The sequence below is a fragment of the Streptomyces ardesiacus genome (assembly GCF_003112575.1).
GTDB classification, from domain to species: domain Bacteria; phylum Actinomycetota; class Actinomycetes; order Streptomycetales; family Streptomycetaceae; genus Streptomyces; species Streptomyces ardesiacus.
Genome location: NZ_BEWC01000008.1, coordinates 736,216 through 756,883 on the forward strand (window position 1 = coordinate 736,216; position 20,668 = coordinate 756,883).

The following is a 20,668-nucleotide window of genomic DNA, read 5'->3' on the forward strand; positions in this document are numbered from 1 at the left end:
ATGGGCCGTCGTCGGTCCACGGGTGGTTACGGCCGGCTCAGCACAGGCCCGCGGGCTTGGACGCGCCGCAGGTGTTGCCGGTGAAGGTGTTGCTCTTGGCGGTGTCGCCGGTCCCGGCGTTGACCAGGTCGGCGGGGGAGTTCCCGCTCAGCCGGTTGCCGTTGACCTCGTTCTTCGCGTTGGCGGTGCCCACCATGCTCGCGGCCAGGACGATGCCGCCCGACATCGAGGACGTGCCCGAGTTGCCCTGGACGGTGTTGTCGGCGACGAGAACCTTCTCGACGCCGGTCAGGACGATGCCGGACCCCTGGAGCGCCTCGAGGCGGTCGGTCTTCGGGCAGGACTTGTTGTTGCGCACGACGCGGTTGTCGCGCACGACGAGGTCGCCGGCCTTGGGGGCGTTCTCGTCGCCGACGACGAAGACGCCCGCGCAGTTGCCGGTGATGTGGTTCTCCGCGACGGCGAGGTTGCGCAGGCGACGGACGGTCACGCCGATGCGGTTGCCCTCGAGCCGGTTGTGCGCGACGAGCGTGCCCTCGGTGTCGGCGGCGCCTTCCTCGGCCTTGATGTTGTTGGCGAGGAAGATGCCCGCGTCGCCGTTGTCGCGGGCGGTGTTGCCGCGGATGACGCCGTGGACGGACCGCTCCTGGGCGATGCCCCAGACGCCGTTCTTCACCGCGTTGACGTTGCGGACCGTGAGGCCGTCGGTGGACATCGAGAACACACCGGTCCGGGTGAACCCGGTCACCGTCAGGTCGGCGACGGTGACGCCCTTGACGTTCTTGTCCTTCGTGCCGATCACGCAGATGCCGTTGCCGCCCTCGGCACACGTGTTGTCGGTCGCCTTCTCGGTGCCGGGCTCGATGACCGTGCCGCGGCCCACGCCCCGCAGGGTGAGCCCGGGGGTGCTCACCTTGACGCTCTCGCGGTAGACGCCGGGAGTGACGAGGACGGTGTCGCCCGAGCGGGCGGCGTCCACCGCCTTCTGGATCGACTGCCCGGGGTGGACCAGGTGGGTCCGGGGGACGGAGGACGCCGGGGCCGCACCGAGCCCCGTCCCGATCATCGCTGCGGTGCACACGAGGTACACGACATGGCATTTCTTCATATTCGAAAAGGTATGCCTGACATATTCCCCGATCGCCGGGATGAGCCATCCGACGGCGTGTCACGAACGGGCGCTGAACCCGTACTTCGCGGGCACTAGGCGTACGTGATCTTCATGTCGGCCACCCGGGGAGGAACGACCACCGTGACCGTGCCCGAACACCGTGCCCGCGCCGGACGCGCAGGGCGCCGCTTCGACCTGCGGGCGACCACCGTGACCTTCGGTCTCGCCGCCATCGCCCTGGTCCTGCTGGGATGGGTCGTGCGCATGGCGTGCGACGCGGCGCAGCGGCGACCGGTCTGGGTGTTCGTCCTGGTGCTCGGCGCGGTCACGGCCGTCCTCCTGCGTCGTCGCGCACGCGGCCGGTCCACCGCGGCCCGGGCGGCCCTGCGCACCACGGACGCCCTGGCGGCGGCCACGGCGACGACGCTGGACGCGCTGGAGGAGGACCGTGAGGCGGCGCCGGCACCGGCCCCGTACGCAAGCGGTGAGGAGACCACCGTGGCCGTCGTCCCCGCCGGCCACGAGGAGCTCGACCCGGACGAGTTCGAGGAGGCGATAGCCGACCTGTGCCGGCGGGACGGCTGCGTCGACGTCGAGGTCGTGGGCGGGGCGGGCGACCTCGGCGCCGACGTGCTGGCGGTGGCGCCCGACGGCCGGCGGCTCGTCATCCAGTGCAAGCGCTACAGCCCGGACCACAAGGTCGGCTCCCAGGACCTCCAGCGCTTCGGCGGCACCTGCTTCACCGTGCACGGGGCCGACGTGGCGGTCCTCGTCGCCAGCACCGGGTTCACCGCACCGGCCGCCGACTACGCCGAGCAGTGCGGCATAGTCTGCGTGGACGAGCGGTGGCTGCGCGACTGGTGCGAGGGCGGCGGACCCGCACCCTGGGAGCCGCTCCCGCCCGGGCGGGACGGGGCGGGGCCCCTCGGCCGGGCGTCGTGGTGAGCCGGGCGGCTCGCCCGCCCGCGGTCGGCGGGTGGAGCGGGGATTCCGCGCCCCGCGGTGGCAACCTGGGCGGTATGGGCAAGACCGCGCTGATCGTCATCGACATGATCAACACCTACGACCACGAGGACGCCGAGTTCCTGATCCCCGCCGTGGAATCCGTACTGCCGCGGGTGACCGGCCTGCTGGAGCGGGCGCGACGGCAGGGCGTTCCCGTGATCTACGTCAACGACAACTTCGGGGAGTGGCGCTCGCACCACGGCGAGATCCTCGACAAGGCCCTCTCGGGACCGCACTCCCGGCTCGTCGAGCCGCTGAAACCGGACGAGTCCTCGCTCTTCGTGGTCAAGGCACGCCACTCGATCTTCTTCGAGACCCCACTGACCTATCTGCTCCACCAGCAGGGAATCGACCGGCTGGTCCTGTGCGGGCAGGTGACCGAGCAGTGCGTGCTCTACTCGGCCCTCGACGCGCACATCCGCCATCTGCAGGTCATCGTGCCGCGCGACGCGGTCGCCCACATCCACGCCGATCTCGCGGACGCGGCGCTGCGCATGATGGAGCGGAACATGGGCGCCCGGGTGTGCGACAGCGGCGAGTTGTGGACGTGAGACGACCCGCCGCCACGCGGTGGGCGGACCGGGCGCCCGCCCGTCAGGTCCGCAGGCTGCGCACCGGCAGGACGACCTGAGCGGCGGTGGCGAGCGTGTCCTCGTGGTTGGCGAAGGCGGCGACCGCCGCGGCGTCGCCCGTCTCGCCCCCGGGCCAGGGACGGGTGGCGAAGATGAGGCAGGCGTACCCCCGTTCGTCCACCGCCGCCCGCCACTGCGGGGTGGGGACGAACTGGGCGTTGACGCCCGGCATGGTCAGCGCCGCCGCACCCGGTACGACCAGCAGGCTGATCGGCAGGGCGGGCAGGACGGTGCCGTCGAGGACGCCGTCGCCGCCCACGGCGAGACCGGAACGGCTGAGCAGCCCCTCGACGGCGGCCGGGGTCGCCTCGGGGCCGCCCGCCCCGTCGCCGAGGGAGCAGGCGAGAAGGAAGGGGACGGCGCCGTCGGGCGTGTCACGGCTCCAGGACATGATGACGAGCGTTCCGAGGTCGGCGGTTCGCAGGGGGCGCGGGGCAGTGGAGATCGAGGTCACCGCGAAACCGTAAGCGGGCGTGGGCGCGCACCCGCCCGGCCGTCACCCGACTGGACGACACCTTCGCGGTTCTTCACACGAACGAGGGGCGTGTACCGACCGGTCGCCCTCGCGCGGCGGAGCGGGGGACAGGGGTGAGTGCGTGCGCCGACTGGACCAAGACGGGGCGGTGTTGAGCGGCGGTCCACGGTCACCTGGTGTAGCAGTGATCTTATGATCTGTAGACGAAATGATCGTCGGAGCGACGTGCGCGGTTCGCGTGGCCGCAGGATCCGCTCCGCCGCAGTGACCCTGGTCGCCGCCACCGCCCTCGGCGCGACCGGCCAGGCCGTGGCCGCGCCGTCGGTGCCCCTGCGCACCGACTGGGACGCCATCGCCGCCTGCGAGTCCAGCGGCAACTGGCAGGCGAACACCGGCAACGGCTACTACGGCGGACTGCAGTTCGCGCCGTCGAGCTGGGCCGCGGCCGGCGGCCTCGAGTACGCCCCGCGCGCGGACCTCGCCAGCCGCGCCGAGCAGATCGCCGTGGCCGAACGCCTGGCGCGGATGCAGGGGATGGGCGCCTGGGGCTGCGCCTGACCGCAACCGCCGTCCGCGCCACGCCGACCGGGGCACCCCGTGGGCGTGCACGTGCGGCCTCCGTCGCCCTCAGCGGACGGGTTCCGCGGCCGGCCGCAGGAGCGGCACCACATGGTCGGCGAAGAGGTCGAAGCCACCGGTCAGCCAGGGCGGCATGACATTGAAGCCGTCGGCCGCCCCCTGCTCGAACCACTCCTGAAGCCGGTCGGCGACCTGCTCGGGCGTGCCCGCCACCACCCGGTGACCGCGGGCGCCCGTGAGGCGGTGCAGCGGTTGGCGGACGCTGGGCCGTTCGCGGTCGACGATGTCCAGGACCAGCCGGAAGCGGCTGTCGTTCCGCGAGTGATCCGATGCGGGAGCCCGGGGTCATGACCTCGCGCACACGCATGCCCGGATTCCGGCGCCTCTCCTTTCCGGCCCTCCTCGCCCTTCCGCCAGGTCTGCCGGCGGGCGCCGCCGGGACCGCAACGACGCCTTCGCGGGCCCGTCATGCTCCGGAAACGCGCCGGCCCGAATAGGCCGACCAGCGGCCGTCGCGCCGGGTCACCGTGATGTCCCGGCCGAAACAGGCGGTCAGCAGGGGGCCGGTGAGAACGTCGTCCACCGCGCCCCGGGACAGGACCCGGCCCTCGCGCAGCAGCAGGGCGTGGCTGACGGCGGGGAACAGCTCCTCCAGATGATGGGTGACCGTCACGGTGGCCAACTGCGGCCTGCCCTCGGCCAATTGGTGCATCGCCTCGACGAGGTCCTCGCGGGAGGGCAGGTCCAGGGCGTTGAACGGCTCGTCCAGCAGCAGCAGGGCCGGATCGGCCATCAGCGCCCGCGCGATCAGGATCCGCGCCCGCTGCCCGCCGGAGCAGACACCGTAGGGCCGGTCGGCCAGCTCCTTGACGCCGAGCTCGGTCAGGAGGTCGCGGGCGCGCAGCCGCACCTCCTCGTCGTACGTCCGCCACAGGGGCTGCACGGTGCCGCTGTGGCCGGTGAGCACGACCGCGTGGGCGGTGAGGTCCTGCGGCACCCGCTGGGCGGAGTTCACGTGGCCGATGCGGGCCCGCAGCTCACGGACGTCCACCCGGCCCAGCCGGCTGCCGAGGACCTCGACCGTGCCCGTGGTGGGATGCATGAGCGCGCCGAGCAGGCGCAGCAAGGTGGTCTTCCCGGCGCCGTTGGCCCCCAGCAGCGCCCAGTGCTCGCCCGGCCGGACCGTCCAGTCGACGGCGTCGAGGATCGACTGGTCCGTGGTGAAGCGGCGCACACACACGTCCTGGAGCCGCAGCACGGCCGCCTCGTGCTCGTTCTCCCGGGAGTTGGCTGTCTGGCCGGTCATGCCGTGGCTCCTTCGCACGCGGGACACCCCGTGGTCGGTCACCGTGCACACTAGATGTACCGGCCACCCGCCCGCCGGGCCGTCCGCTTCCTGGACGGCCCGGCGGGCGGGTGGCCCGGGCCGCGGGGGTGCCCGGGACGGGGGCGGGGCCCCGCCCCCGGCTCCGCGGTGGCGGAGGCGGGCACGGGACCCCGGGAGCGGGAGGTGTCAGACGCCGGCCACCGACTGGATCCAGGAGCGGTAGGCGGTCACGTTGGTGTACGCCGTGGTGCTCTGCCGGTCGCTGGTCGAGGCGACGCCGACCTGGACGCCGCCGGCCATCATCGGTCCGCCGGAGTCGCCGCCCGCGGTGATGCCGTCGACGGGGCGGGCGCATATCGCCTGGCCGTAGTAGGCGTCGTAGCAGCCCTGGGTGACGCTCACGTTGGCGACCTTGAGGTACGGGGACTGGCAGTTGATCGCCGAGCCGCACCGGGAGGTCGCGCCCCAGCCGTAGACCTGCACGGTCTGGCCGACCCGCACCGTGCCCGGCTGGCCGAGCGGGGCGTAGGTGGCGGAGACGGAGCGGTCGAGCCGGACCAGCGCGAGGTCCGCCGAGGCGCTGGTGACGGTCTGCACGCCGTTGGCCACCGTGCCGCCGGAGCCCTGGTCGAGACTGCCGATGCGGAAGGCGAGGTTGCCGCCGCTGACGCAGTGCTTGGCGGTGAGGATCCAAGTGGGGGAGATGATGGTCGAGGTACAGGTCTGCTGGCCGTTGGAGAACAGCCGCGCCGCCCAGGGGGCGTTCTGCGCGTAGCCGCCGCCGATGATCGGCTGGGGGCCGCCGTCACCGGGCCGTGGCTCCACCGCGGAGGCGGTCGGGGCGAGCGCGAGGGCGGACAGCAGCGTGGCCACGAGGGCGGCCAGCAGGGCGGGGACGAGTCTCGTTGTTCGCAAGGCTCCTCGATTCCGACGACACGCGCCGGGGCGCGTGCTGGTGTGTGGGGGCGCCCACAGCATGTCGGGCCCGGTGGCCGGCCGAACAATCCCGGCTTCGCATAACGCGGCGTTATGCCGGACGCCGCCTAGCGCAGCAGCAGTTGCACGAGGGCGACCGTGCCGACCGTCACGACCAGTGTCCGCAGGACCGCCGGGCTGAAGCGGCGGCCCACCTTGGCGCCGACGTAGCCGCCGAGTCCCGAGCCGACCGCGAGGAGCCCGACGGCGGTCCACTCGAAGTCCGCGGCGAAGAGGAAGAAGAGCGCGGCGACGGTGTTGACGACGGCGGCCAGGACGTTCTTCACGCCGTTGAGGCGTTGCAGGGGCTCGTCCAGGAGCATGCCCATCAGGGACAGGTAGATGATCCCCTGGGCCGCGGTGAAGTAGCCGCCGTAGACGCTGGCCAGCGTCAGGCCGCCGAACAGGAGCGGGCCGCCGTCCCGGCGGGGCGAGGCGCCGGTGCGGGCCCGGCGGCGCTGGACCAGCCTGCCGATCTGCGGCTGGAACGCCACCAGCAGCAGGGCGAGGCCCACCAGGACCGGCACGATCGTCTCGAAGGCGTCGGCCGGCAGCATCAGCAGGAGCGTGGCGCCCGCGAGACCGCCCACCAGCGCTCCCGAGCCCAGCTTCAGCACGCGCCGGCGCTGGCCGCGGAGTTCCTCGCGGTAGCCGATGGCCCCGCTGATGGAGCCGGGTATGAGGCCGAGCGCGTTGGAGACCGTCGCGGTGACCGGCGGCAGTCCCGTGGCCAGCAGCACGGGAAAGGTGATCAGGGTGCCGGAGCCGACGACGCTGTTGATGGCGCCGGCCCCGACGCCGGCCGTGAACACCGCCGCCATGGCCTCCGGTGTCACCCCGTACCGCCCGGCCCCGGACCCGTAGTCGGCCGGAACGTGTCTTGTGCATCTTTCACGGGGCCGACTGTACCCACCGCGCGGAGGGGCGGGCTCGCCGGTCTCAACCGTTCATGTTCAGAAGCTTCTTGACGTCAATTCACCTGATCATGCGGTGATACGATCACCGCGTTTGCGGAGCGGGCGGATGGGTGAAAGACGGCATCCCCGACACAAGGGGCAGCCCGGGCAGCTTCCCCGGTGCGGGCAGTCCACCGGACCGCCCGCACGGACGGAATTCAGCAAGCCGGCTGTCAGTCGCCTGAAGAGAGTCTTATGACGGAATACACAGGGAACCCCTTGCTCTGGGTCGCCCTCGTCGCCCTCGTCGCCGCCGCCGTGCTCATCAGCCGCCAGCGCAAGGCGGCACGGGCGTTGCGGCAGCAGGTCCAGGGGCTCAGGGATCACTACACCGAGCTGGAGAACGATTACGGCAAGTCCGTGCAGGCCGCCCAGGAGCGGGCCGAGGACGAGACGAAGACGGTGCTGAAATCCGCCATGCGGACCCTTCAGGGCCTCGCCGCCGAACAGCAGCTGGTGCTCTCCCGGCTGCAGACCAAGTACGGCGACTCGGCCCTGCTCCAGGACCTGCTGGAGATCGACCACACCAACTCGCAGTTCGGCCGGCGCGCCCAGTCCATCGCCGTGCTGTGCGACGGCTGGCTCGGCGGGCGGCGCGACACCGCCTCCGTGTACGACGTGGTGCGCAGTGCCCAGGGGCGCATCCGGCACTTCCGCCGGGTGGACATCCTCTCCCAGGTCGACTTCGGCATCACCAGCCGGGCCGTCGAGCCCGTCGCCCTGGCCCTCGCCGAGCTGCTCGACAACGCCACCAGCTACTCCAGCCCGGACACCGTCGTCGAGATCAACATCCGGACGGTGCCCAAGGGCATCTGCGTGGTCGTGGACGACGCCGGTGTCGGCATGAGCGACGAGGAGCGGGCCCGCGCCGACAAGCTGCTCGCCACCGAGCGCGCCTCGGGCGTGGCGGGGCTCGGCAACCCGCCCCAGTTCGGCTTCGCCGTCATCGGCCTGCTGTGCGAACGATTCGGTTTCGAGGTGTCGGTGGACTCCTCCTCCCCCTACGGAGGTGTACGGGCGGTGGTCCTGCTCCCGCACGAACTGCTCACCGCCATGCCGGAGAAGAAGGCCCCCGCCCCCGCATCCGCCCCGGCCGCCCGCGGTACGGCCCGCCCGGTTCCCGAAGGCGGACCGGAGGCGGCACTCACCTCCTCCCCGACCGGCGACGGTCTGCCCCGGCGCCGCCGCAAGCGGCCGATGGCCATCGTGCCCGGCAGCGCGTCCACCCCGCGCGCGACGGGCCGCTCCGACTCCGAGCAGGCACAGGTCATGGGTGCCTTCCAGCGCGGAACGCAGTCCGGCCGGGTCACCGAGCCGGACAGCCCGGACCACGCCGGCCGGACGAGCGAAACACCTGGTGCAAGCAGCGAAGGACATGAGGTCTCGTGAACGACGATCTGTCATGGATGCTCGACAGCGCGCTGGAGATTCCGGGCGCCCTGCACGCGGTCCTGATATCCGCCGACGGCCTGCTGATGGCCCGGACGCAGGACTTCGACAAGGACGACGCCGACCGGGTCGCCGCGGCGATGAGCGGTGTGCAGTCGCTCAGCCGCACCCTCGCCTTCTTCTGTGAGGACCCCAGCCAGTCCTGGCGGCAGACCCTGGTCGAGTTCGACGGCGGCTGGGTCTTCCTGATCTCCGCCGGCGAGGGCGCCTACCTCGGTGTCTCCGCCTCCCCGGAGGTCGACATGGCCGACATCACCTTCCGGATGCAGCAGCTCGTCGCCCAGCTCGGCAAGCGGCTGACGACACCGCCGCGCGAGAACCTGGGCAGCCGCTCGTGACCGGCCACGACGGCTGGCAGCCCGAGGCGCCGGAATTAGTACGTCCGTACGTCATCACCAAGGGCCGCGGACTTCCCGACGAGGACGCCCTCTCCCTCATCACCCTGGTCACGGCCTCCGCCGACCAGCAGCAGCGGCCGGCCCGGCTGTCCCCCGAGGAGCAGAGCCTGCTCGACCTCTGCTCCGCCGGCTACCTCTCGGTCGCCGAGATCGCCGGACACACCCACTTCCCGCTGGGCGTCGTGCGGATCCTGCTGGCCTCCCTGATGGAGGGCGGTCACCTCATGACCCGCCCGCCGGTGGCCCGCGCCCGCCTCGCGGACCGAGAGATCCTGGAGGAGGTGCTCAATGGGCTCCGCGCCAAGTTTGGGTGAGCGGGACTACGTACGCGAGGGAGCGACCCAGACGGCGGTCAAGATCCTCGTCGTCGGGCACTTCGCGGTGGGCAAGACCACCCTCATCGGCTCGATCTCCGAGATCGAGCCGCTGTCCACCGAGGAGACGATGACGCAGGCCGCCGAGGAGGTCGACGACCTCAAGGGCGTGCGGGGCAAGACCACCACCACGGTCGCCATGGACTTCGGCCGCCTGACCATCAGCGACCGCGTCGTGCTCTACCTCTTCGGCACCCCCGGCCAGCAGCGCTTCGTGCAGATGTGGGAGGACATGGCCCGCGGTGCGCTCGGCGCCCTGGTGCTGGTCGACCCGGAGCGGCTGGCGGACTCCTTCCCCGTGATCGACCTCATCGAGCACTACGGGCTCGACTACGCCATCGCCGTCAACCACTTCGACGGCACGCCGTTGCGCGACGAGCGGGCGCTGCGCGAGGCACTCGACCTGCTCGACGACACCCCCGTCGTCACCTGCGACGCCCGCGACGAGAAGTCCTCGGCCGCCGCACTGACCACCCTCGTCCGCTACTTGCTGAACCGCACCCGCCAGGAGCTGGAGCACCCATGAACGCCCACGACACCGCGCCGGTACCGCCGCCCGGCTGCCCGGCCCACGGCTCCGGCGCCCGTGTGCCGCTGCACGGACCGGAGTTCGCCGCCCACCCGCAGGCGTACTACGAGTACCTGCGCCACTACGGCGCCGCGGCCCCCGTCGAACTGGCCCCGGGGGTCGAGGCGACCCTGGTCACGGACTACGCGGCGGCGCTCCAACTGCTGCAGGACTCCGGCACCTTCCGCAAGGACGCGCGCCGCTGGCGGGCCTTCAACGAGGGCAGGATCAGCCCGGACAGCCCGGTCGTGCCGCTGCTGGCCCACCGGCACAACTGCATGTTCGCCGACGGCGCCGACCACCTCAGGCTGCGTCAGGCGGTCACGGACAGCATGGCACGGGTGGACACCCGGCGGCTGAGCCGCAGCACCGAGCAGACCTCGGGCTACCTCATCTCCCAGTTCGCCGCCCGCGGTTCGGCCGACCTGCTCGGGGACTACGCCAAGCAGCTTCCGCTGTTCGTCTTCAACGAACTCTTCGGCTGCCCCGCCGACATCGGTGACCGGGTGATGTTCGGCATCTCCGGCATGTTCGACGGCGTCAACGCCGAGAAGGCCGCCGCGGTGCTCTTCGAGGCCGTGGGGGAGCTCGTCACGCTGAAGCGGCGCAAGCCCGGCGACGACGTCGCCTCCTGGCTGATGCAGCACGAGGCCCGACTCGACGACGAGGAGACGGTCCACCAGATCGCCCTGCTGCTCAGCGCGGGAGCCGAACCCCTGCGCAACCTCCTCGGCAACACCCTGCACCGGCTCCTGACCCACGAGCGGTACGCCCGTGAGGGCGGCCTGATCGACGAGGCGCTCGACGACACGCTGTGGGAGAACGCGCCCATGGCCAACTTCGCCCCGCACTACCCGGCGGTCGACACGGAACTGGCCGGACAGCGGATGCAGGCGGGCGACCTCGTGCTCGTCAGCTTCGCCGCCGCCAACACCGGTCCCGCCCTCCAGGCGTCCCGCCAGGCGGGCAGCAACCGCGCGCACCTCGCCTGGAGCGCGGGCCCGCACGCGTGCCCGTCCAAGGAACCGGCCCGGCACATCACGGTCACGGCCATCGAGCACCTGCTCAACGAACTGCCCGACGTCGAACTCGCCGTTCCCGAGGACAGCCTGACGTGGCGTCCGGGCCCCTTCAACCGCGCTCTGGCCAACCTTCCGGCCCGGTTCACCCCGGTGCGTGCCGCACGGCGCGGCGAAGCGGGGCGGGCCACCGTGGCGCCCGGGCCGGAGAGGCCGACGGGTCCGGCCCGCCCGGCCGAACACAAGGGGATGTGGAGCCAGTTCCTCAATTGGCTCACACGGTGACGTGCGCAACACCCTCGCCATCCGCCCCTTCCGCATGAAGATCGAACGGCACGGGTAGTGAGCAACGCGGTATTCAAGTTGCTTATGAGCCAAAGGAGGTGTCGTGGACCACATATCCGCGAACGCCGCTTTCCCTCCGCCGAATCCCCTGATACCCGCCCCCCGAGGCGGGTATCGCCTTGGGCGGCCCCGGCCGGGGGCGGACCGTTGAGGGCCGCGCCGACGGGCACGGACCCGCAGGGCGCACCCACGCTCGGCTCCTTCACCGGCGGCCAGTTGCGAAGACTCGGCTCGGTCGCCGGCCTCTCCCGCGCCGACGTCGAGACCTACGCGCAGGTCCTGACCGACGCACTGGGACCGGTGGCCCAGCGGCCGCTGAGCCTGGCGCCGCCCACCCGCTCCTTCCTGTCCGACGACCACACCCCCGTGGAGTTCTCCCTCTCCTTCCGGCCCGGGGCGGCCCCGGCCATGCGGGTCCTCGTGGAACCGGGCTGCGGCGCAACCAGCCTGGCCGACAACGGCCGTGCCGGACTGGAGGCGGTCCGCCGGATGGCGCGGCGCTGGCACTTCACCACCGACGCCCTCGACGAACTCCTGGACCTGTTCCTGCCCCCCACTCCGCAGGGCCCCCTCGCCCTGTGGTGCGCCCTGGAACTCAGGCCCGGCGGCGTACCCGGGGTCAAGGTCTACCTGAACCCGGCGGCGGGCGGGGAGGAACGTTCCGCCGCGACGCTGCGCGAGGCACTGCGCCGGCTCGGGCACCACCGGGCCTTCGACACCCTTCCCCAGGGCAGCGGATACCCCTTCCTCGCCCTGGACCTCGGGGACTGGGCGGAACCCCGGGCGAAGGTCTACCTGCGCCACGACAACCTCACGGCCGGCCAGGCCGGACGGCTGTCCCGGACGGACTCGGGCCCGACGCCGACGGCGGTCGAGGGCTTCTTCCGCACGGCCGGAGGTCTCGGCCCCGACGCGGGTGGGCTCGACGGGCGGCCTGTTCAGTCCTGCCACTCCTTCACCGACCTCGGCGCGGCGCGGCCGAGTGGATTCACCCTGTACATCCCGGTGCGCGACTACGTCCGGCATGACGGGGAGGCCCTGGCACGGGCGTCCACGATGCTGCACCACCACGGCATGGACGCCTCCGTGCTCAACCGCGCCCTGGCCGCACTCACCGAGCGGCGGCCCGAGGACGGGGTCGGCCTGATCGCCTACCTGGCCCTCGCCCACCAAGGGGACCGCCCGCCGCGGGTGACGGCGTACCTCTCCTCGGAGGCCTACACGGTCCGGCCGCCGGTCGTGGAGACCGTCCGCCAACCGCTGTCGGTCCGCTGAACGGAACGTCCGCGCGCGAGACAGGGCTCCCGGCGCGATCCGCCGGGAGCCGTGGGCACGGACGCGGCCGGGCGTGGTCGCCGACCGCGTCCTCCGGGACGTCACACCGGCAGTGGCTCCCGGAACTCCGCCAGGTAGGGACCCACGTCGACCTGGATCGAGGCGCCGCGAGTCCGGCCGTAGCGCTCGGCGATGCCGGTCAGGTACGTGCCGATCTCCTCGCGCATCTCCTCGGCCCCGGGCAGCGCGGCGGCGCCGTCGACGAGGCGCGCCACCCACTGGGCCTGGGCCTCCACCAGCCGGGTGAGGGCGCCCGCGGGCCGCACCAGTCCCACGAAGTACAGACCGGGCCGGTCGGCCGGGACGATCCGCCGGTAGAGCTCGACCGAGCCGTCGGCCGCGACCGGGCAGCCCGGCGGCAGGAAGGGGAAGGTCATGTGGAAACCGGTGCAGTAGACGACCGTGTCGGCGGTCTCGGAGCTGCCGTCCGTGAACACGACCCGGTCGCCCTCGAACGAGGCGATCGCGGGCTTCGGAGTCACCGCACCGTGCCGGATCCGGCTGAGGATCTCGTCCGAGACGGTCGTCGCGGAGGAGAGGATCGGGTGGTCGGGCTCGGGCAGGCCGTAGTCCGAGAGCCTGCCCCGGGCCACCAGCAGGGCCTGTTCCACCCACTTGCGCCGCTCGGCGAAGGGCATCTCGTTCCACCACGGGGCTTCGGCGACCTCGTCGAGGGACATACCGAAGACCTGCTTGGGCACGATGTGCAGCCCCCGGCGCACCGACAACAGGGTCCGCTCCGCGTGCCGGGAGAGGTCCGCGGCGATGTCCACCGCGGAGGCGCCGAGGCCCACCACGACGACGCGCCGACCGGCGAAGTCGCTGCCGTCGCGGTAGTCGAGGGAGTGAAGAATCGTTCCGGCGAAGGAGTCGGCGCCGTCCGGAAGGGGATCGGGCAGGGCCGGCTCGTTGTGGTGGCCAGAGGCGACGACCACCTGCTCGAACCGGCGCGAGGTCTGCGCGCCCTCCGCGTCCCGGCTGACGACGGTCCACCCGCCGTCCGCGTCCTGACGGACGGAGACCACCTCGGTCCGCAGCTCCACGTGGTCGAGCAGGCCCGCCCACTCGGCGAAGGACCGCAGGTAGGCGGCGACCTGGGTGTGCCGGGGATAGAGCGGGTAGTCGGACGGCATCGGGAAGTCCGCGTAACCCGTGAGCTGCTTGGCGGTGTTCAGGTGCAGGGTCTGATAGCCCGGTCCCCGCTCACCGGCGCCCGGTTGTCGCCAGATACCGCCGACGTCACGTGCCTTCTCCAGGCAGACGAAGGAGATGCCGCGGCTCTTCAGGGCATGGCCCATCGCCAGCCCCGACAGTCCTGCACCGATCACACACACACGCACGGGATGTCCCCTCAGGATCTGCTCAACCTCCCCCGATCATGCCTTTCCTGCCCATCCGTTCCTTCTCGCACACCGGTACGGCGCACGAACACACGTGTCCGTGCTCACGTTTCACGCGCCCCGCAGGTCCCACACCCGGCGGATCTTGCCCAGCGAGCGCTCCAGCGTCTCCGGCTCGACGACCTCGACCTCGACGGTGACGCCCACCCCGTCCTTGACGCCCTGCGCGATCGCCCTCGCGGCGGCATCGCGCTGCTCGGGACCGGCGTCGGGGCGGGCCTCGACCCGCACCGTCATGTGGTCCATGCGGCCGCGCTCGGTGAGCCGGATCTGGAAGTGCGGGGCGACGCCCGGGGTGCGCAGCACGACCTCCTCGACCTGGGTGGGAAAGACGTTCACCCCCCTCAGGATGATCATGTCGTCGCAGCGGCCGGTGACCTTCTGCATCCGGCGGAAGGCGGGGCGCGCGGTGCCGGGCAGCAGCCGGGACAGGTCCCGTGTGCGGTACCGGATCACCGGGAGCGCCTCCTTGGTGAGGGAGGTGAAGACGACCTCGCCCTCCTCGCCCTCGGGCAGCACGGCGTCCGTGAGCGGGTCCACCACCTCGGGATAGAAGTGGTCCTCCCAGATGTGCAGTCCGTCCTTGGTCTCGACGCACTCCTGGGCCACGCCCGGGCCGATCACCTCGGACAGGCCGTAGATGTCGACGGCGTGGATGTCCATGCGCTCCTCGATCTCGCGCCGCATCTCCTCGGTCCACGGCTCGGCGCCGAAGATGCCGACCTTGAGGGAACTGGTGCGCGGGTCGACGCCCTGGCGCTCGAACTCGTCGAGCAGGGTGAGCATGTAGGACGGGGTGACCATGATGATCTCGGGGCGGAAGTCCTGGATGATCTGCACCTGACGCGCCGTCATGCCCCCGGAGGCGGGGATCACCGTGCAGCCGGCGCGTTCGGCGCCGTAGTGGGCTCCCAGGCCGCCGGTGAACAGGCCGTAGCCGTAGGAGATGTGCACCTTGTGACCCGGGCGCCCGCCCGCGGCGCGCAGGGAACGGGCTATGACGTCCGCCCACATGGACAGGTCGTTGTCCGTGTACCCGACGACCGTGGCACGTCCGGTGGTGCCGCTGGAGGCGTGCACCCGCCGCACCTTGGACATCGGGACGGCGAACATGCCGAAGGGGTAGGTGTCCCGCAGGTCTGCCTTGGTGGTGAAGGGGAAGCGGGACAGGTCCGCCAGGCTGCGGCAGTCGTCGGGGGTCACCCCGGCGGCGTCGAACTTCTTGCGGTACAGCTCGACGTGGTCGTAGGCGTGCCGCAGGGTCGCGCGCAGACGGTCGAGCTGGAGCTCCCGGAGCTGCTCGCGGGAGAGCCGCTCGGCGTCGTCGAGCAGGTCGTGGGGGAGGGGCTCGCCCGGTCGGGATGCCGGGGCCGTCCCGGTCGTCGGCTCGCTGCTCATCGCGACTCCTTCGTCGTCGTGCCCGGCGCCTCGCGCGCCGTGTCCTCCCGCACGCTGCGGCTGCGTCCGCGGAACTCCGCGATCAGCTCCCCGCCGCGGCGCACGCTCACGTCGTAGATCCCGCTGCGTCCGTAGCGGGCGCGCTCCTCGGCGCGGGCCACGAGCACGTCGCCCTCGCGCGCCGGGGCGACGAAGACGATGTCGGCGCCGGCCGCGACCGTCACGGGTCCGTGGCTGTTGCAGGCGCAGGCGAACGCGGTGTCGGCGAGCAGGAACAGATAGCCGCCGTGGGCGATCCGGTGTCCGTTCACCATCGCCGGGGTCACGGTCATGCGGAGCACCGCGGTTCCCTCCCCGTGCTCCACCAGCTCGATCCCGAGCCCCCGGGAGGCCTCGTCCGCGAAGAACATCGCCTCCGTCGGCGTCCGCTGCGTGGCCTGCGACACCGTACCCACCACCTTGTCTCCCGACCGACCATTCGGTTAGCTCGCGGCAAGGCCAAGTAATCCAGCCACGCGGTGGCACTGTCAAGGGTGCGGCCGGCGGGGTCCGGGTCTTGCCCGGCAGGCGGAAACACGTCACACTGATACCGAACGAATGGTCGGTTGGGAAGCTGGTGACGATGACCACGACACACGCCGCCGAGGCGCCGCCCCCGGACGCGCCGGACGGACTCCAGGAGCACTTCGACGCGACGATCGCACGCGACCAGCGCATCGAGCCGCGGGACTGGATGCCCGACGGCTACCGCAAGACGCTGATCCGGCAGATCGCCCAGCACGCGCACTCGGAGATCATCGGCATGCAGCCCGAGGGCGAGTGGATCACCCGGGCCCCGTCGCTGCGCCGCAAGGCGATCCTCTTCGCCAAGGTCCAGGACGAGGCCGGCCACGGCCTGTACCTGTACTCGGCCGCCGAGACCCTCGGCGCGGACCGCGACGACCTCACCCAGCGGCTCGTCGAGGGCCGCCAGAAGTACTCGTCGATCTTCAACTACCCGACCCTCAGCTTCGCCGACGTCGGCGTGATCGGCTGGTTCGTGGACGGCGCCGCGATCTGCAACCAGGTGCCGCTGTGCCGCAGCTCGTACGGGCCCTACGCGCGCGCGATGGTGCGCATCTGCAAGGAGGAGTCCTTCCACCAGCGGCAGGGCTACGAGCTGCTGATGACGATGATGCGCGGCACCGACGCCCAGCGCGAGATGGTCCAGGACGCCGTCAACCGCTGGTGGTGGCCGTCCCTGATGATGTTCGGCCCGCCCGACGACGCCTCGCCCAACTCGGCGCGGTCGATGGCCTGGAAGATCAAGCGGCACAGCAACGACGAGCTGCGCCGGCGCTTTGTGGACATGACCGTCCCGCAGGCCGAGAAGCTCGGCGTCACCCTGCCCGACCCCGAGCTGCGCTGGAACGAGGAGACCGGGCACCACGACTTCGGCACCCCCGACTGGGACGAGCTGATGCGCGTCATCAAGGGCGACGGCCCCTGCAACGACCGGCGGATGGAGCGGCGGCGGACCGCCCACGAGGACGGCGCCTGGGTGCGCGAGGCGGCCACCGCACACGCCGCCAAGCAGGCCGCCCGCGCGCGGAAGGGAGCGGCGGCATGACCCTCGAGACGCCCGGCAGGCAGGGCTGGCCGCTGTACGAGGTCTTCGTGCGCGGCAAGCGCGGACTCAACCACGTCCACGTCGGCTCGCTGCACGCCGCCGACGACGCCATGGCCCTCACCCACGCCCGCGACCTCTACACCCGGCGCAACGAAGGCGTGAGCATCTGGGTGGTGCGCTCCGAGCACATCGCCGCCTCCACCCGCGACGAGAAGGACCCCTTCTTCGCCCCCAGCGCCGACAAGGTCTACCGCCACCCGACCTTCTACGACATCCCCGACGACGTTCCCCACATCTAGGAGCAGGGCATGAGTGACGACCACGTCTACCTCACCCTGGCCGAGGGGCACGAGGACGACACCCGCTGGGCCTACGGCACCGGCTTCGAGGACCCGCTGCACGGCGTCGACACCGCCGTGCCCGAGGGCGTCGACGCCGTCGCACTGGCCGGGGAGTGCGTGGCGCTCGCCGACGACGCCCTGGTGAGCGCCCAGCGGCTCGCCGAGTGGGTCACCCGCGCGCCGGAGCTGGAGGAGGAGGTGGCGCTGGCCAACATCGGCCTCGACCTCCTCGGTCAGGCCCGCCTGCTGTACTCCCGCGCCGGGCAGGTGGACGGCACCGGCCGCGACGAGGACGCCTACGCCTACTTCCGCGACGCCAGCGACTTCCGCAACGTCCGCCTGGCCGAACTCCCCCGCGGCGACTTCGCGTTCGCGGTCGTGCGGCTGCTGGTGCTCTCCAGCTGGCGGCTGGCCCACTTCCGGCGGCTCGGGGCCCACCCCGATCCGGTGCTCGCGGCGGTCGCCGCCAAGGGCGTCAAGGAGCTGACGTATCACCGGCAGTACGCCGCCGAGTGGTGCGTGCGCCTGGGCGACGGCACGGACGAGTCCCACCGCCGGACGCGCGCCGCGCTGGACGAGGTCGCCCCGTACCTCGGCGAACTGCACGCGGCGTACGACGTGCGCGACGAGGTCGCCGAGGACCTGCGCCAGGTCACCGAGGCGGCCGGACTGACCCTGCCCGTGTACCGCCCGCTGCCCGGCTCGGGCCGCGCCGGCGAGCACACCGAGCACCTGGCGCCGCTCCTGACCGAGCTGCAGGGCGTCGCCCGCGCCCACCCGGAGGCGACATGGTGAGCGACGGCCCCGCACTCCTGGACGCCCGCCGCGCCCGGCACGTCGCCGAGCAGGTCCCCGATCCCGAGCTGCCCATGCTCACCCTCGCCGACCTCGGCGTCCTGCGCGACGTCGAGGTCGGCGAGGACGGCACCGTCGTCGCGAGCCTCACCCCCACCTACTCGGGCTGCCCGGCCATGGCCGAGATGCGGGCGGACGTCGCCGCGCGCCTGCGCGGGGCGGGATACCCGCGCGTGGAGATCCGCACGGTCCTGGACCCGCCCTGGACGAGCGACTGGATCACCGAGGCGGGCCGCCTGAAGCTCGCCGAGCACGGCATCGCCCCGCCCGGGCCCGCACCCCGCGGCGGCCCCGTCCCCCTCGTCCTGTCGCCCACCCGGCCGGCGGTGCGCTGTCCCCGCTGCGGCTCGGCGGACACCGAGGAGACCTCCCGCTTCGCCGCCACGTCATGCAAGGCGCTGTGGCGCTGCCGGGCCTGCCGCGAGCCGTTCGAGTACGTCAAGGAGATCTGATGGCCCCGACCGCCCCCGTCCCGGCGGCCCCGGTGCGCACCCGCCGCCGGCCCGCCTTCCACACCCTGCGCGTCGCCGCCGTCGAGCGGCTGTGCGCGGACGCCGCGGCCGTGAGCTTCGAGATCCCCGACGAGCTGGCCCGGGAGTTCGCCTTCGCGCCCGGTCAGTCGCTCACGCTGCGGCGCGAGGTGGACGGCCGGGACGAACGCCGTTCGTACTCGATCTGCTCGGCGGCCGGTGCGGCGCCGCGCATCGGGGTCCGCGTGGTGCCGGGCGGGCTCTTCTCGGCGTGGCTGGTCAACGACGTACGCCCGGGCGACGCCGTGGAGGTGATGGCCCCCACCGGCCTCTTCACGCCCGACCTGACCACCCCCGGCCACCACGTCCTGATCGCCGCCGGTTCGGGCATCACCCCGATGGTCTCCATCGCCGAGTCGGTGCTCGCCGCCGACGACCGCTCCACCGTCACGCTCTTCTACGGCAACCGCCGCACCGACACGGTGATGTTCGCCGACGAACTGGCCGACCTGAAGGACCTGCACCCGACCCGCTTCCACCTCGCCCACGTGCTCTCCCGCGAACCCCGCGAGGCAGAGGTGCTCTCCGGCCGGCTGGACGCCGGGCGGCTCTCGGCGCTCATCGGCTCCCTGGTGGACGTGGCGGGCGCGGACCACTGGTGGCTGTGCGGCCCGCAGGGCATGGTCGCCGACGCCCAGCAGGTCCTGGCCGGCCTCGGCGTTCCGGCGGAGCGCGTCCACCGCGAGCTGTTCTACGCCGACGACGAGCCCGTGCGGCAGGTCCACCACGAGGACCGCGGCCCCGAGGGCCCCGTCAGCGAGGTCACCGTCACCCTGGACGGGCGCTCCACGACCGCCCCGCTCTCCCGGGAGCGCTCGATCCTCGACGGCGCCCAGCAGACCCGCCCCGACCTGCCCTTCGCCTGCAAGGGGGGCGTCTGCGGCACCTGCCGGGCCCTGGTCACCGACGGCAGTGTCGACATGCGCCGCAACTACGCGCTCGAAACGGCCGAGGTCGACGCGGGCTACGTCCTGACCTGCCAGTCCTACCCGGTCTCCGAGAAAGTGACGGTGGACTACGACAGTTGACCGGACGTCACATCCGTCCCCATGAGGGGTGCCGACGGCTTCGCGGGTCGGTGGACCCGCTCCGCCTCCCCCAGGACCGCCCGGATCACGTGACGGGCGTTGCCGGCCATCGCGGGGCTGGTCTCCCGGTAGTACGGCAGGGCGATCAGCGCCTGGGAGAGGGTGCGGCCCCGGCCACGCCGCCAGGTGGCGTCGTCCACGCCCAGCGCCTCGCGGAAGACCTCCCTCGCGCCGGCCGGCAGCAGGTTCCAGGCAGGGAAGAGATCGCAGGCCGGGTCGCCCACCCCCATGCACCCGAAGTCGATCACCGCGCTCAGCCTGCCGCCGGTCACCAGCAGGTTGCCCGGCATCAGGTCCGCGTGCAGCCAGCGGGGCGGCCCGTCCCAGGCGGGGGCGTGCAGCGCGTCCTGCCACACCTCGGTCAGCGCCTCGCAGTCGACGCCCTCCTCCGGCAGGTCCCGCAGGGCGTCGAGCGCGGCCCGCGTCGGCCCGTCGAGCGTGACGAGCGGCCCACCGCGGTACGCCGCCGGCGCGCCGGGCAGGGGGACGCTCCGCATCGCCGCGACGAACCCGGCCAGGTCGCCCGCCAGGGAGAGGGGGTCGGTCAGCCCGCCGGCCTCGGGAAGCTCCCCGGGCAGCCACCGGTACACCGACCAGGGCCACGGGTAGCCCTCGGCGGGCACTCCTTCCCCGAGCACCTCGGGAACGGCGGTGGGCAGCAGAGGCGCCAGCCGGGGCAGCCACTGCCGCTCCGTCGTCACGTCCGCCGCGCCGCCCCCGGTCAGGGGCAGCCGGACGGCCAGGTCCGGGCCGAGACGGAACATGGCGTTGACCGTGCCCGCGGAGGGGTGGCGTACGAGGGGAAGCCCCGCCCACCGCGGGAACTGCCCCTCGACCAGCCGCCGTACGAGGCGCTCGTCGAGGTCGTACGGCTCCCGGCGCCCCTGCCCTGAACTCAT

General features: G+C 72.4%; 24 protein-coding genes. 14 read left to right on the plus strand and 10 right to left on the minus strand.

Annotated features, from left to right (window positions below):
- Positions 1-37: 37 nt before the first annotated feature.
- Positions 38-1,108 (minus strand): right-handed parallel beta-helix repeat-containing protein, encoded by a 1,071-nt coding sequence (locus Sdi02f_RS28400; RefSeq protein WP_031086666.1) that lies wholly within the window; start codon positions 1,106-1,108, stop codon positions 38-40.
- Between the two features lie 144 nt (positions 1,109-1,252).
- Here Sdi02f_RS28400 and Sdi02f_RS28405 point away from each other — a divergent pair, with 144 nt between their 5' ends.
- Together Sdi02f_RS28405 and Sdi02f_RS28410 are read left to right on the plus strand one after the other, a co-directional pair.
- Complete coding sequence (locus tag Sdi02f_RS28405) at positions 1,253-2,056, plus strand: restriction endonuclease (protein WP_030403263.1); 804 nt, start codon at positions 1,253-1,255, stop codon at positions 2,054-2,056.
- Between the two features lie 74 nt (positions 2,057-2,130).
- Positions 2,131-2,667: a cysteine hydrolase family protein gene (locus Sdi02f_RS28410; protein WP_030403262.1), complete on the plus strand. Its 537-nt coding sequence runs from the start codon at positions 2,131-2,133 to the stop codon at positions 2,665-2,667.
- A 43-nt stretch (positions 2,668-2,710) separates the two neighbouring features.
- Here the strand turns inward: Sdi02f_RS28410 and Sdi02f_RS28415 are convergent, their stop codons facing one another.
- Positions 2,711-3,202, minus strand: coding sequence for a DUF5949 family protein (locus Sdi02f_RS28415; RefSeq protein WP_031086662.1), 492 nt, complete (start codon positions 3,200-3,202; stop codon positions 2,711-2,713).
- A gap of 213 nt (positions 3,203-3,415) precedes the next feature.
- On the opposite strand from Sdi02f_RS28415, the gene Sdi02f_RS28420 reads away from it, so the two are divergent.
- Entirely contained in the window at positions 3,416-3,781 is a 366-nt protein-coding gene (locus Sdi02f_RS28420; protein WP_030403260.1) for a transglycosylase family protein, read from the plus strand.
- A 69-nt stretch (positions 3,782-3,850) separates the two neighbouring features.
- On the opposite strand, the gene Sdi02f_RS36125 is transcribed toward Sdi02f_RS28420, so the two are convergent.
- The 4 genes from Sdi02f_RS36125 to Sdi02f_RS28440 all read right to left on the minus strand — a co-directional run bounded on the left by Sdi02f_RS36125 (position 3,851) and on the right by Sdi02f_RS28440 (position 6,925).
- Positions 3,851-4,015: a hypothetical protein gene (locus tag Sdi02f_RS36125; protein ID WP_218030782.1), complete on the minus strand. Its 165-nt coding sequence runs from the start codon at positions 4,013-4,015 to the stop codon at positions 3,851-3,853.
- Between the two features lie 253 nt (positions 4,016-4,268).
- Positions 4,269-5,108: an ABC transporter ATP-binding protein gene (locus Sdi02f_RS28430; protein ID WP_108934241.1), complete on the minus strand. Its 840-nt coding sequence runs from the start codon at positions 5,106-5,108 to the stop codon at positions 4,269-4,271.
- A 207-nt stretch (positions 5,109-5,315) separates the two neighbouring features.
- Positions 5,316-6,044, minus strand: coding sequence for a S1 family peptidase (locus Sdi02f_RS28435; protein WP_167458262.1), 729 nt, complete (start codon positions 6,042-6,044; stop codon positions 5,316-5,318).
- A 128-nt stretch (positions 6,045-6,172) separates the two neighbouring features.
- A complete protein-coding gene (locus tag Sdi02f_RS28440) occupies positions 6,173-6,925 on the minus strand; it encodes a sulfite exporter TauE/SafE family protein (protein WP_174843400.1) in 753 nt (250 codons plus the stop codon).
- Positions 6,926-7,255: 330 nt separating this feature from the next.
- On the opposite strand from Sdi02f_RS28440, the gene Sdi02f_RS28445 reads away from it, so the two are divergent.
- The 6 genes from Sdi02f_RS28445 (at position 7,256) to Sdi02f_RS28470 (ending at position 12,488) form a co-directional block, all read left to right on the plus strand.
- The gene (locus Sdi02f_RS28445; RefSeq protein ID WP_030403256.1) at positions 7,256-8,449 is read left to right on the plus strand and encodes an ATP-binding protein; all 1,194 of its coding nucleotides are present in this window, start codon (positions 7,256-7,258) and stop codon (positions 8,447-8,449) included.
- Entirely contained in the window at positions 8,446-8,847 is a 402-nt protein-coding gene (locus tag Sdi02f_RS28450; protein ID WP_030403255.1) for a roadblock/LC7 domain-containing protein, read from the plus strand. Before Sdi02f_RS28445 ends, Sdi02f_RS28450 begins: the two co-directional genes overlap by 4 nt.
- Positions 8,844-9,221, plus strand: a complete 378-nt coding sequence (locus tag Sdi02f_RS28455) for a DUF742 domain-containing protein (RefSeq protein ID WP_030403254.1) — start codon at positions 8,844-8,846, stop codon at positions 9,219-9,221. Before Sdi02f_RS28450 ends, Sdi02f_RS28455 begins: the two co-directional genes overlap by 4 nt.
- On the plus strand, positions 9,196-9,807 hold the full coding sequence (locus tag Sdi02f_RS28460; protein ID WP_030403253.1) for a GTP-binding protein: 612 nt from the start codon (positions 9,196-9,198) through the stop codon (positions 9,805-9,807). The genes Sdi02f_RS28455 and Sdi02f_RS28460 overlap by 26 nt, the downstream gene beginning before the upstream one ends.
- Positions 9,804-11,153 carry a cytochrome P450 gene (locus tag Sdi02f_RS28465; RefSeq protein WP_030403252.1) on the plus strand — a complete coding sequence of 450 codons (1,350 nt, stop codon included), beginning with the start codon at positions 9,804-9,806 and terminating at the stop codon, positions 11,151-11,153. The genes Sdi02f_RS28460 and Sdi02f_RS28465 overlap by 4 nt, the downstream gene beginning before the upstream one ends.
- A 207-nt stretch (positions 11,154-11,360) precedes the next feature.
- Positions 11,361-12,488 carry a tryptophan dimethylallyltransferase family protein gene (locus Sdi02f_RS28470; RefSeq protein WP_108934243.1) on the plus strand — a complete coding sequence of 376 codons (1,128 nt, stop codon included), beginning with the start codon at positions 11,361-11,363 and terminating at the stop codon, positions 12,486-12,488.
- Between the two features lie 101 nt (positions 12,489-12,589).
- Here the strand turns inward: Sdi02f_RS28470 and Sdi02f_RS28475 are convergent, their stop codons facing one another.
- From Sdi02f_RS28475 to paaI, 3 genes are all read right to left on the minus strand, one after another.
- On the minus strand, positions 12,590-13,888 hold the full coding sequence (locus Sdi02f_RS28475; protein ID WP_030403250.1) for a flavin-containing monooxygenase: 1,299 nt from the start codon (positions 13,886-13,888) through the stop codon (positions 12,590-12,592).
- Positions 13,889-13,999: 111 nt separating this feature from the next.
- Positions 14,000-15,346, minus strand: coding sequence for a phenylacetate--CoA ligase PaaK (gene paaK / locus Sdi02f_RS28480; protein ID WP_055469796.1), 1,347 nt, complete (start codon positions 15,344-15,346; stop codon positions 14,000-14,002).
- On the minus strand, positions 15,343-15,792 hold the full coding sequence (paaI, locus tag Sdi02f_RS28485) for a hydroxyphenylacetyl-CoA thioesterase PaaI (protein WP_030403248.1): 450 nt from the start codon (positions 15,790-15,792) through the stop codon (positions 15,343-15,345). The genes paaK and paaI overlap by 4 nt, the downstream gene beginning before the upstream one ends.
- A gap of 176 nt (positions 15,793-15,968) precedes the next feature.
- Here paaI and paaA point away from each other — a divergent pair, with 176 nt between their 5' ends.
- From paaA to paaE, 5 genes are read left to right on the plus strand one after another with little or no spacing between them, the layout of a single operon-like run.
- Positions 15,969-16,955, plus strand: a complete 987-nt coding sequence (gene paaA, locus Sdi02f_RS28490) for a 1,2-phenylacetyl-CoA epoxidase subunit PaaA (RefSeq protein WP_030403247.1) — start codon at positions 15,969-15,971, stop codon at positions 16,953-16,955.
- Entirely contained in the window at positions 16,952-17,254 is a 303-nt protein-coding gene (paaB, locus tag Sdi02f_RS28495; protein WP_030403246.1) for a 1,2-phenylacetyl-CoA epoxidase subunit PaaB, read from the plus strand. Before paaA ends, paaB begins: the two co-directional genes overlap by 4 nt.
- Before the next feature lie 9 nt (positions 17,255-17,263).
- Complete coding sequence (gene paaC / locus Sdi02f_RS28500) at positions 17,264-18,091, plus strand: 1,2-phenylacetyl-CoA epoxidase subunit PaaC (protein ID WP_108934244.1); 828 nt, start codon at positions 17,264-17,266, stop codon at positions 18,089-18,091.
- A complete protein-coding gene (gene paaD, locus Sdi02f_RS28505; protein WP_053638956.1) occupies positions 18,085-18,603 on the plus strand; it encodes a 1,2-phenylacetyl-CoA epoxidase subunit PaaD in 519 nt (172 codons plus the stop codon). Before paaC ends, paaD begins: the two co-directional genes overlap by 7 nt.
- Entirely contained in the window at positions 18,603-19,709 is a 1,107-nt protein-coding gene (gene paaE / locus Sdi02f_RS28510) for a 1,2-phenylacetyl-CoA epoxidase subunit PaaE (protein ID WP_030403243.1), read from the plus strand. Before paaD ends, paaE begins: the two co-directional genes overlap by 1 nt.
- Here paaE and Sdi02f_RS28515 read toward each other — a convergent pair.
- Positions 19,697-20,668 carry an aminoglycoside phosphotransferase family protein gene (locus Sdi02f_RS28515; protein ID WP_108934245.1) on the minus strand — a complete coding sequence of 324 codons (972 nt, stop codon included), beginning with the start codon at positions 20,666-20,668 and terminating at the stop codon, positions 19,697-19,699. The two genes, paaE and Sdi02f_RS28515, sit on opposite strands and share 13 nt — an antisense overlap.